Origin of the sequence: Bacillus sp. es.034 (assembly GCF_002563655.1) — a bacterium.
Taxonomy (GTDB): Bacteria; Bacillota; Bacilli; order Bacillales; family Bacillaceae_B; genus Rossellomorea.
In genome coordinates this window covers 1,210,253-1,222,281 of the sequence record NZ_PDIY01000001.1, presented here as the reverse complement: position 1 = coordinate 1,222,281, position 12,029 = coordinate 1,210,253, and the positions used below count along the sequence as shown (strand labels likewise).

Genomic DNA, 12,029 nt, shown 5'->3' with positions numbered 1-12,029 from the left:
TTCAATGAGATATACCTTCTTCATTTTCAATTAAATCAACACTGTTCACTTTACTTCTCAATCAACATTATTTGCCAGTTTCACTGCGTAATCTACTGCATTTTCAAGACTAAGTTCACTCGCTGTCATTTTACCTGCTTGATCGAATGCTGTTCCATGGTCAACCGAGGTCCGGATAATCGGTAATCCCAGTGTAATATTAACACCGGAAACCTCTTTCCATTTATTTTGTTCTTTATCAAATACAAATCCCAATAGTTTTAACGGGATATGCCCCTGGTCATGATACATCACCACAACGATGTCATACATGCCGCCCCGGGCTTTTGAGAAAACGGTATCTGCAGGTAATGGGCCGAATACATTCATCCCTTCACTTTCAGCTGCCTCGATAGCAGGGATGATCTCATCCATTTCTTCCGTACCAAACAATCCATTTTCTCCACAATGCGGATTTAATCCCGCCACAGCAATCCTTGGATTTTCGATACCCAGGCTTACACAGGCATTACTTGCAATCTTTATGACATCGAATACTCTTTCTTTTTTCACTAAATCGCAGGCTTGTCTTAAAGATACATGTGTTGAAACGTGAACCACTCTTAAATCACCATCAGCGAGCATCATCGAAAACTTGGAAGTGTTTGTAAGCTCTCCATAAATTTCAGTATGGCCGGCAAAGTGATGCCCCGCCAGGTTTAACGCTTCTTTATTTAATGGATTCGTAACGGTTGCATCCACTTTCCCCTTAAGTGCCAATTCAATCACTTTTTCAACATAAAGATAGGCCGCATTTCCGGCTTCCTTGGACACTTCACCAATTTGTAATGTCGACGCGTCTACAGAGGCTAAGTCCATTACATCCATTGTTCCCCACTCATACAAGGCATCTTCAGGTGAAGTAATGGCATTTACTTTAAGATCTATCTCTGGGAATTTCTCTAAATAGCTCTCTATGACACTTTTATCTCCAATAAGTAAGGGGTTACATTTTTCATATAAGCTATTCTTTTGAAAAGCCTTGATTGAGATTTCAGGTCCGATACCCGCCGGATCTCCCATTGTGATTCCGATAACTTTTTTCATAATGTCCCTCCTGACTACTTCATTCCAGCTTCAGCATTTTCATTTAATACTGATTTTAATGCTACAATTCCTACATCAGATACTTGATTGAATGGTGCCCGGCACTTCCCGACCGGATAGCCAAGCAGTTCAACTGCAGCTTTTACCACCGTATTGGGATTTGCATATTTAAAACAGTCCCTGAAACTTCTGATTGAATCTTGATAGTTGCGGGCTTCTTCGATATGGCCATTTACAAATTGTTCGTATATTTGGGCCATCGTAAATGGATAAACATTCGAACACCCTGCAATACCGCCTGTTCCCCCGGCAAGCAGAGTCCATAATATTAAGGAATCGTTACCTGACAGCACTGAAAAATCTTTCCTATTTCTTGTTCTTTCGATATATTGCAGAATATTATCAAAGTTGCCGCTGCTATCTTTGACACCGACAATATTGTCAATCTGACTTAGTTTTTCAACAGTCGCTGGCTGAATGGCATTACCTGTCCTGGCTGGAATGTTGTATAAAACAATTGGCATATCAACCGCTTCGGCAACTGTTTTAAAATGGGTATAAATCTCTTCCTGGGTTGCTGCTGCAAAATACGGTGTGATGATTGACAGGTAGTCGACACCCACACGCTTTGCTTCCAGGGACAAGCGAATGGTATCTTGTGTTCCAATCAAACCTGTTGAGGCATATACCGGAACCCTTCCCTCTACAGCCTCAACGACTGTTTCCATTACACGGACTTTTTCTTCTTCGCTTAAAATATAACCTTCACCATTCGTACCGAATGTAAAAATGCCATGGACACCATTCTCAATGACTCTGTTCACTTGATTGACGAGTTCTTCATAATTCACTTCTTCACTGTCATTCATGGGTGTGACAATGGGTGTGATGATTCCCTGCAAATTGTTTGGCATACTATTCACCCCTACATAATTTCCAGATAGATTTTTCGGGCATCTTCTGGTGTTACTTCCCTCATATTATTCACCAGCAATCTTTGGACTAGCATTGCAGCCTCGACCAATCCATCAAGATCTTCTTCAGGCACATTAAACGTTTTTAAACTGGTTGGGATTTCAAGTGTATTTACGATTTCTTCCAACCAATCAATGATATATTTCGATTTTTCATCTACAGCCAATTCTTTATTAGGTTCTTTTACAACCCGGTCATACGCTTTAGCCAGAAGGTCTTTGATAACCGGCTCATTGAATTTCATAACTGGTGTCAATAGAATTGCGTTAGAAACACCATGAGCAATGTGGTATTTTCCGCCTAAAGGATAAGACAAGGCATGAACAGCAGTCGTCCCTGAGGATGTGATCGCCACCCCCGCATAGAAAGAGCCTAATAGCATATTACGCTTAGCTTCAAGTGCATCAGGATTTGTGCAGGCTTCGAGAATGTTATTCAAAATTAAATCCAGCGCCTCCAGTGCAAATGTATCACTGATCGGGTTTGCTTTTTTCGAAGTGAAACATTCTATAGCATGGGCCAGGGCATCAATTCCTGTTGCAGCAGCAATCGGTTTAGGCAGGCTTTTTATCATGCTGCTATCCAAAATAACATGGTCGGCAATTAATTCACTATTTACAATACCTACTTTTAAATCCTTTTCAGGTACACCTACAATGCTGTTGGGAGTCGCTTCAGATCCTGTACCCGCTGTGGTAGGAATCATCAATGAAGGTACTTGCTTTTTAGCTAGTAACGGATCATCCAGCAGATCCTTCACCGTATAATCATCAGTAGATAACACTGATGCCAATTTAGCTATATCCATCACGCTTCCGCCGCCTACTCCGATGATCAGATCAGAGTTCAATGCTTTAAACTGGTCAATGACTTCTTGAGCCTGTAAATAAGATGGCTCTGCTGGTATATCAGATAAAATGTCGTACTTGATATCATTCTTTTCTAAAATACGGATGACCTCGTCGAGCAACCCAAGTTTATATATGTGTTCACCTGTAAAGATGGTGATCTTTGCCACACCGTCTTTGAGAATGGCATGGAGGTTTTGCATGGCATCCGGACCTGCAAACACATTTGTCGGCATCTTTAAATTAAACTGATTCAACATATTTCGCATCTCCTCTTTCTTTATTCAATTCATTTAATTTTACAAATAGATCTTCATCACCGAATCCTCCTGATTTGGTAATGACATAATGTTTTTCCTCCTGAAAATCAATCGTCCCAAGAACAATTCCAGGGAATAATTCTTTCAGAGGTTTAACTTCTGTAATCCCCAATACTCTCATCGATTGAAATAAGGTATCTCCCCCAGTAAATAACCATGTTCTCTTATTACCTTTTGACATAAGATTTTTCACTAAATATCCGAGTGACTGTGCTATCCTGAATCTTAGTTCATGACTTTGATCAGCCAGCCGATTCACTTGATCTTCCGATACATTCCCAAAGGTTTCAAACATTAAAGGGCTTTCATTTTTTAAATAGCGGTTTATATTTTCTTGCCCCTTTACTGTATCCCAATAGTGCTTATCCCAAAGCTGCTCGATCATTAAAGATATTCTTTCGAAACCATTCATTTCCGCAAAAACAATTTGTTTCTTTGTTACCGGATTAACACTTCCACATACAATCAATAATGAAAGGTAACTATCGTCTTCGGGTGTATCCCTTTTTTTATAAATAATATGTGCCAATGCTTTAGCAAACCCTGCACATCCCACCGTTATATTCAATGCACCATTCATTAATAGGTCATTTCCTTGAGATACCATCTCCTCATCAGAGTGGCTTTCCATTAACAAAATTCTTTCTTCATTTGGCGGGATGGTATATTTTTTTGTAATATATGTTGTTAGTTCTGCTTCTTTCAGCAGAAGAGCCGGGATATGGCTTTCCGTTACTGGTTCGTATGGATCTTTCCCAAAAACGCTTTCATTTACTGGTACAGAATCTATAAGTAATATTCCTTCGCAGCTGTAGCGATTTTGTTCCGGGTACGCCGGTATAAAAGGAATGGGTCCATCTTCGAAAACATCACTCAATGCCTTCAACTCAGAAGCGACATTTCCTCTTAAGGCTGAATCAACTTTCTTAAAGATATATTGAATATTTTCTTCCTTAGCTTTTAAGGCTATCTTCTTAATCACTTCATATGCTTCATTTTTATTCAAATACCTTGATTCCGTATTAAAAACCAGCACTTCTATTCCATCTGTCGTTTCATCAAATTCAAACTCTAAATCAGAGGTCACTACAGTATGAACACCGTAATTAGAGAACTGGACGCCAGTATCAAGTGCTCCCGTAAAATCATCGGCAATTATAAGTACCCTTATCATCTGTCCACCACCTTAGTACCTTATAAGTTGATTATAGGATGATAATTTATCTAAAAAAACAAAAATTTAAGTTTTGTTGTTTCAATTTGAAACCCAAAAACAGAAAGCGCTACCAAAATTCAGAAATTCGTGCTAAAGTGTTTAAAAAAGAAACACACAAGGGGAATTCAAATGCAAAAGATAATCAAAATCCTTGGTATCGCACCTTATGAAGAGTTAAGATACTCAATGGAAAATGTAGGATCTACTTTCACTAACCTTTTGCTCAAAACGTATACTGGGGATTTACAGGAAGGGAAGAATCTGGCCCTGAAGGAAATTCATAACGATTACGATATTGTCATATCACGGGGAGGTACAGCCGACCTAATCAGGAAGAATATATCCATCCCAGTTATCGATGTTTCAATATCTGTTTATGACATAATAGGAGCAATCAAATTAGCAACGAACTATACCTCTAAATTTGCCATTGTAGGGTATTCAAGTATTACTGAAACGGCCCATTTGATCTGTGACATATTGGATTACTCTGTAGAGATCTATACGATAGATGATTCAAGTGATACGTTAAGTCTACTAAGATCACTAGAAAGCAGCGGCATTGAATTAGTTCTTTGCGATGCCATAACGAATAAACTGGCACTGGAAATTTCGTTTAATACAATCCTTATTACATCAGGAAGTGAAAGCATTAAACATACTTTTGAACAAGCAATAGAGCTGACTACCCACCTTCAAAAATTTAAATTACAAAACAGCTTATTTATAGAAGCAATTGAAAATTCCAAAACGGACTGCTTGATTTTATCCAGTCAGTTTGAATTGATTTATTCAAGTTTAGATCCGCAAATTAATGACTCCATCTATCACTATTTGCTGAATAAAAAAGAGAACACTCCATTCAATGAATCACATACTTATTACCATTCAATACACAACACTCTATATAACTTAAAAGTAACGATTTCAAATAAGACTGATGATACTTACTATATTGTAACGGTCCAAAAATCGGTAACACCGATCATGAGCTCTAAATTCGGAGTTACATATGAAGATAAGTCAGAAGTGGAACAAAAAATAAATAAAAACTTATACAAAAATCCTATTATCACGTACGAAATCGCCGAGAAAATCAAACAAATCAACTCAAGTAATTCGCCGATAATCGTACTGGGAGAAAGAGGCACCGGGAAAGAGATCGTTTCGCAAAGTGTATTCACCAGCCAAAATACTAACAATCATACATTGATTTCGATTAATTCCAACTTACTCAATGATACAATGTGGAAACATCTTTTAAACACAAGTAACGGCCCTTTCCTTAAAGTTGGTAATACAATTCAATTTAACTACTTTGATAAAATTTCAAATGAAAACCTCGAAAAGTTACTCACGATTATGGAATCTACGAACTTCCACTTAAATAATCGACTGATCATTTTTTGCGAAAAAACGTCTGAGGGAATTACATCAGAATCCTATAAAGAATTAATGAGAAGAGTGAATTGTATAAGTCTTCATCTTCCTGCATTAAGAGAAAGAAAAAATGAAATCTCAGTGATATTAACGATATTTCTAAACAAGGTAAATATTGAAAATAATACCGATATCCTCGGGTACGAGCCCAAGGCACTGGCTGCCCTTTCCCAATTTAATTGGCCAGGGAATTTCCAACAATTAAAACAAGTCCTAACCGAATTAGTATTCTTATCTAAATCCCTCTATATATCGAGCACTAATGTCAATAGTATACTGAGCAAGCAGAAAATTGTTGGGAATATTCCTCATACAGAAGAAGGAATGAATATTTCATTGAACAGCAGCAAAACCTTACATGAATTTAATTTAGAGCTGATTAAGCTGGTCATTGACCAGCATAACGGCAACCAGACTTTAGCAGCTGAGCAGCTTGGCATCAGCCGGACAACATTGTGGAGGTATTTAAATAAATAAAGGGACAGGGGGATAGGTTCACCGTCCCGGCCACATTCATCAGCATTTCACTAAAGGGTAAAACGGAAAGAAGACAACGAGATTGGAATTAAGAAGAGCTTGTAGAGGAGTGGGGTATTGGAAGGGCACGAAGGTGCGAGGGATTCACAAAGAATATTTAAATTTCTCTGTTTCAAGATCCCAGCAATCTCTCTCTCATTCTGAGCAGCTTTTCCCGGATGTAACCCTGATCTCATTCTATGTTTTCTATCTGGCGGTTGATGCCTCTAAAGACAATATGATAAATACCCAAGCTGTTTTTCTTTTGGGCTTTCCTGGGCAAATATATATCACCTCTTTACTTATACTTCTTTTTAATAGAAATATAAAGATCTTCATTTGCTTATCGACCTTGTGAACGAAAAGGATACAAATCTCATTTATAATCTTCTTCCTGAAATAAAGGTAAGGTGAAGCCATGTTCTTGTCTCAAATAAAAGCCCTACAAGATTACTAGAAACTTAATCGGTAGGGCTTTTTTCTATTGGTAAATGTATCTGGCGTTGCATGGTAAATTAATTACTTGGCAAACTGTAGTAAGGAGGATGGCTGCGTCAGGAACATCCAGTGCCCGAAAATACATTTGTGAAAATTTGGTAGGACGAGGAACCTGTCCCTTTGTCCTCACCTGTGTCCCAATTACGACACACTAGAAGCATCCGACAATCTTGCAAGTTCATCCAAATTGTCGATCTGCATCTGCCTCTTTCCCAGTTCAATATCTAATATCATCTGGACGAGTGCAGTTGTGAGAGGAAGTTCAAGATTCAGCTTTCGGCCATCTGCAATGACGGGCAGGAGCTGCTGAGGGACTTCCGTTTTTCTTTTTCTGACTGCAAGATCACGCCAGATTCCTGTTCTGGTTTTGGTGTAACCACGCAACCGTTTGGTGAGTATATGAAGCTGTTCCCTCACGCCATCATAATCTGAATGTGCAACAACTTTTGGCTCCCAGTCATCAAAGCTTTTCGGGACGATTCCCTTCCTCTCCGCTACACTTATTACCTCCCTTGTGAGATTAACGATTAATTCATGATACTGCGGGTTATCAAGAACATCTGCGATCGTTTCATTGGTAGTAGCGGTGGCTGTCAATACCGCCCCGTACGATAGTTTGCTCCATAAATAGCCTAAAATGTTGTCTGTCGCTTTTGCTTCTCCCCAGGCAGCCAGCAGGGATATCAGCTTTTCGACTCTGGACGTCACAGGTCCATTCACTTCTCCTATATACAAGCTTCCCACTCCGCCATATTCAATAAGACCGGGCTCCTGGTAGTCTGCGAACAGGTTAATAAAACAGCCCACTGTCCTATCCGCACCGATTTCCTCAGCTATTTCATATTCACATAAGCCATTTTGAAACGAAACCACAAAGGAATCTTCCCGAAGCAAGTGTTTGAACTGTTTCACTGCTTCTTTCGTATGCAAGGCTTTTACACATAAAAAGACAACCTCGAGCTCTTGATCAGATTTAACCAGTTCCTCCATCGTAAAAGCTTTAACTGGGACGGTAAACGTATTTTCTTTGACTGATATGGTCAATCCCTTTTCATTCATGGTGTTCACATGTTCTGAATTAATATCCACAAACTGGATGTCTTCTCCTGCTTTTGCTAAGTAAGCGCCAACGACCCCGCCTATCGCTCCAGCTCCGATGATTGTAATTTTCATGGCTTGCACTTCCTCTCCGCTTTTCCTTTAGAATCCCATATTATAGACCCCTGGGAGGTCAAGTTCCTTGCTCAATACTTCAGCAGCCTCTTTTGCCCAATAAGGCTGACGGAGCATGCCTTTTCCGATACAAATCAGATCTGCCAGCCCATCCTGAACAACCGCTTCAGCGAGCTGCGGGGTTTCAAGCTTTCCGACCGACATGACAGGAATCTTTAATTCCTGCTTGATCCTTGCAGCATATTTCACTTGATACCCCGGGTAGACAACCGGTTTTATCGGTGAGTTTGCCCCTGTACTGACATCAAACAGATCCACCCCCGCCGCGATGAACTTCTTGCAGTTTGACAGTGTATCTTCAAAGGAATAACCGCCTTCCACATACTCGACGGCAGAAATCCTGAACATGACCGGCATAGTATCCGGCACTGCCTCTTTGATGGCTTTGATGACTCTGACTGGAAACTCAGCAGGGTCGCCAAACTCATCATTCCGGTGATTGGAAGCCGGGGAAAGGAACTGATGAAGAAGATATCCATGGGCACCATGGATTTCGATAGTATCAAAGCCTGCTGCCACCGACCTTTTCGCCCCAAGATAAAAGGCTTCAATGATCTCTTCAATTTCACCCTTGCTCAACTCTCTCGGCACCGGAGAATCAGGTGAAAAAGGAATCGCTGATGGACCGACGATATCTCCATTTTTAATGACAGATTTCCTGCCCGCATGAGCAATCTGGATGCCGCTCTTGGCACCGTGGTGATGAATCTGCTCATTGATCTTTTTGAATTCCTCCATTTGTTCATCACTGTAGATCCCTAAGCAATTCTCTGTAATCCTTCCCCTCGCCTCGACATTGGTCATTTCCGTCAGGACCAGACCTGTACCTCCGATGGCACGGGAAACCAAGTGAATCATATGCCACATCTCCGGAATCCCTTTTTCATTTTTTGCCTGGTACTGACACATCGGAGATAGAACGATTCTATTTTTCAGCAAAAGATCCTTCAATTGATAAGAGTCAAATAGACCCGCCATTCTACCCCTCCTTCAGTAAGCTCGTTTGACCCGCTTTCTCCAAAAGCTCCTTCAAAATAAAGTTGACCTGATTCAGGTTTCGATTTATGCCTGTCAGAAATACAAAGTGTTCCGGCTCGTTTTCAGTGATCTCTTTCCATTTTAAAATGTCGGCAAGCAAAGGAATCGGCGGTTGCCCCATCGCCTGATCGTGATCAAATACATTTCCGCCAACATAGTTAAGGTGGACGAGCCCTTTGGAAAGCGAATGAATCCAGCGATTGGCTTCGGCCAGCTGTTCGTCTGATAGATTCTCAGATTCTATCCTTTCATAGACACTCTTGATTTTATTATGCAGCTGGCTGATTCTGCTTAGAGCAATAGAAAGCTTCTTCAGCTCCGGGGCTGCTTCTTGATAGTGAACCAGATGAGATTTCAGTTCTTCTACCGCTTTCCGCTGATCAATCGGCAGCACGTCACTTGTGCAGGCTTTGTCGATAATAGAAAGGTAGATTCTGCAATCCCTCTCTAGAAATTCGGGATCAATTTTATCCATCGTATCTTCAGTGGTATGCCACCACCAGCCGAATCCACCGCCTTTGCCAGCGCCAAACAATCGGGTAAATGCTTGTGCAGCAGCGGTCGTGGCCGGTACTTGTTCGGATAAGCCCATTAATAAGGAAGGAACTCCAGGCCCCCAAAAAGATTGGTCTCCGGCTCTTCCAAATCGGGAGCCTTCGTATTCTTCAGACACTTGATCCTTGATCACCTGCCCGGCTATATCCTTCGTTTCAGCCATACAGTTTCCTTCTGTCAAAACAACCGACTCCTTGGCCCCGACCGAATCAATATTTACATGTAAGACACAAGACTCATACAATTCCTCCCAGTTTTCATCACAGTATAAGGCCGAGCCCGCATACCGTCCGTGGGAGTGGCCGGACCAGAAAGCGAAACGCAGAGACCGGTTCAACTCCACTTTTTCTTCGGATAGAACCCTGGCCACCTCTAACATCACCGCATTGGCAGTTCCATTATCCATTGCGCCGTAATGCCATGAATCGATATGTCCGCTGAACAGTACAAATGATCCAGTTGGATCTGTCCCCTTCAGTTCAGCTTCCAATGTAGGGATGTCCTTCCACCCTGTTTCCACCTCGGTCTTAAACCAAATCGGGAGGCTCTCTTTACCTTTCAACTTTTGCTTCACTTTTTCTCCGTCTGCGTAGTTAATTGAAATGACAGGGAGATTTGGATACTGGTTCTGCTTTTGCGGAGTCGGATTTCCCCATACAGTCGAAACGATCATCTCATGAGTGTACTCTGCATTGATGAATACAAGCCCTTTTGCCCCTTCTTCCTGTGCCTTTGCCACTGCTCCTGGGATAGCCAGCCCGTCAATCAAAAGCACCTTGCCCTTCACTTCTGCCGACTCATATTCTTCATCTGTTCCAGCCCCAATATAGACTATCTCCCCGCTCAATCCCTCTCCGCCAGTCGATACGGCCATAGAATGGGTAATACATGGGTAAGATACACCGTCCACTTTCATATCGGCTGAGATCGGCCAGCTGACAAAGGCTTTACTTGTCTTCAACTTCGTCCTCAATCCCAATTCGTCCAGTACCCCTTTAGCGTATAAAAACGCTCTCCATTCCTCCTCAGACCCCGACAAACGGACTTCGGAAGAAATTGTCCTTGTATATTCCATCAATTTTTCTTGGCTGACTTTATCCAGTAAGCTTTGGTCCGATACAATTTCACCCATAAAAATCCCCTTCCTTATTTACTTTCCGAATTCCAGCAGCAGCAGGGCTACCAAAGCACTGCGCACCGGCATTTCCTTTACAATCAAATGTTCATGGTTTGCGTGAGCCCCGTCTCCTACTGCTCCAAGTCCGTCCAGGGTAGGTGCGAGCTGTGCCGAGAAGTTGCCATCACTGCCGCCCCCCGTTTCTTTTTCCTTCAATTCAAATCCTAAGTATTGTTCCGCCAATGACTTCGCGTTCTGGAACATCTTCCTGACCTCCTCGGTTCTTTCAAGAGGAGGGCGGTTGATTCCCCCTGTTACAACAAGGCTGGTTCTTTCATCTTGTGGTTCAAGATTTTCAATCATCGGAATGACCCGTTCAAACTCCTCCTGTGCTTTAACACGAAGATCAATTTCCGCCACAGCGGTTGCCGCGATGACATTGGAGGACGTTCCGCCATTGACTGTTCCTACGTTCACCGTTGTCCCGATGGAGAGATCCGTCAGGCTATGTAAATAACTGATTTGAGACGCTATCTCTCCTATTGCACTTACCCCTTTCTCCGGATCAATTCCGGAATGTGCTGGTTTTCCGTCGACCTTCAATTGAAAAATACCGACACCTTTCCTTGATGTTTTTAACGCACCTTCCGTTGACATCGCAGGCTCCAAGACAAATACCCTTTCACTCCTGGCCGCTTCTTTCTCTATCAATTCTTGAGAAGTGGGACTTCCCAGTTCCTCATCACTATTGAACAAAAATACGACACGTTTATTTAACTTCTTCCCTAGGGAGTGAAGGGCATGAACAGCGAAAAGCCCTTGAATGATGCCTCCCTTCATGTCGAAAACTCCTGGCCCGAAGGCCTTTCCATCCACAATTCTGAAAGGCTTCTCCTGAATTGTCCCTTCCGGCCACACGGTATCAAAGTGAGCAAGGAACAGAATTTGTTCCTCTCCTTCGCCCCATTCAGCTCTGATATGGTTTCCGTATTGTTCGTTAACAATCGTCTCCGTTCTGCCTCCCGTCAACCTCGTAAACTGCTCTGCAATCCAGGCACCAAGTTTGTCTGTCAGTTCTTTATTTGCAGTTGGTGTTTCATGTTCCACAATCTGCTTCAGCAGATCCACCATCTCGGCTTCTTTATCTTTGATAAACTGTACTACCTCTTCCAACGCGAGTTCCTCCT

The 12,029-nt window shown here is 41.8% G+C and carries 9 protein-coding genes; 1 reads left to right on the top strand and 8 read right to left on the bottom strand.

Annotated elements, in window-relative coordinates; genetic code table 11:
* Positions 1 to 57 precede the first annotated feature (57 nt).
* From pdxA to ATG71_RS06235, 4 genes are read right to left on the bottom strand one after another with little or no spacing between them, the layout of a single operon-like run.
* On the bottom strand, positions 58 to 1,086 hold the full coding sequence (gene pdxA, locus ATG71_RS06250; RefSeq protein ID WP_098438888.1) for a 4-hydroxythreonine-4-phosphate dehydrogenase PdxA: 1,029 nt from the start codon (positions 1,084 to 1,086) through the stop codon (positions 58 to 60).
* A gap of 14 nt (positions 1,087 to 1,100) precedes the next feature.
* On the bottom strand, positions 1,101 to 2,000 hold the full coding sequence (gene dapA / locus ATG71_RS06245) for a 4-hydroxy-tetrahydrodipicolinate synthase (protein WP_098438887.1): 900 nt from the start codon (positions 1,998 to 2,000) through the stop codon (positions 1,101 to 1,103).
* Positions 2,001 to 2,011: 11 nt separating this feature from the next.
* Positions 2,012 to 3,169, bottom strand: coding sequence for an iron-containing alcohol dehydrogenase (locus ATG71_RS06240; protein WP_098438886.1), 1,158 nt, complete (start codon positions 3,167 to 3,169; stop codon positions 2,012 to 2,014).
* On the bottom strand, positions 3,153 to 4,403 hold the full coding sequence (locus ATG71_RS06235) for a four-carbon acid sugar kinase family protein (protein WP_098438885.1): 1,251 nt from the start codon (positions 4,401 to 4,403) through the stop codon (positions 3,153 to 3,155). The genes ATG71_RS06240 and ATG71_RS06235 overlap by 17 nt, the downstream gene beginning before the upstream one ends.
* A gap of 171 nt (positions 4,404 to 4,574) precedes the next feature.
* On the opposite strand from ATG71_RS06235, the gene ATG71_RS06230 reads away from it, so the two are divergent.
* On the top strand, positions 4,575 to 6,362 hold the full coding sequence (locus tag ATG71_RS06230; protein ID WP_098438884.1) for a sigma-54-dependent transcriptional regulator: 1,788 nt from the start codon (positions 4,575 to 4,577) through the stop codon (positions 6,360 to 6,362).
* 678 nt (positions 6,363 to 7,040) lie between these two features.
* Here the strand turns inward: ATG71_RS06230 and ATG71_RS06220 are convergent.
* Genes ATG71_RS06220 through ATG71_RS06205 form a run of 4 tightly spaced genes read right to left on the bottom strand, consistent with a single transcriptional unit; the run spans position 7,041 to position 12,015 of the window.
* Positions 7,041 to 8,072, bottom strand: a complete 1,032-nt coding sequence (locus ATG71_RS06220; RefSeq protein WP_098438882.1) for a ketopantoate reductase family protein — start codon at positions 8,070 to 8,072, stop codon at positions 7,041 to 7,043.
* A 27-nt stretch (positions 8,073 to 8,099) separates the two neighbouring features.
* Entirely contained in the window at positions 8,100 to 9,110 is a 1,011-nt protein-coding gene (locus ATG71_RS06215; RefSeq protein WP_098438881.1) for an NADH:flavin oxidoreductase/NADH oxidase, read from the bottom strand.
* 1 nt (position 9,111) lies between these two features.
* Positions 9,112 to 10,857 (bottom strand): M28 family peptidase, encoded by a 1,746-nt coding sequence (locus ATG71_RS06210; protein WP_098438880.1) that lies wholly within the window; start codon positions 10,855 to 10,857, stop codon positions 9,112 to 9,114.
* An 18-nt stretch (positions 10,858 to 10,875) separates the two neighbouring features.
* On the bottom strand, positions 10,876 to 12,015 hold the full coding sequence (locus tag ATG71_RS06205; RefSeq protein ID WP_286162927.1) for a M20 family metallopeptidase: 1,140 nt from the start codon (positions 12,013 to 12,015) through the stop codon (positions 10,876 to 10,878).
* Positions 12,016 to 12,029: the final 14 nt, after the last annotated feature.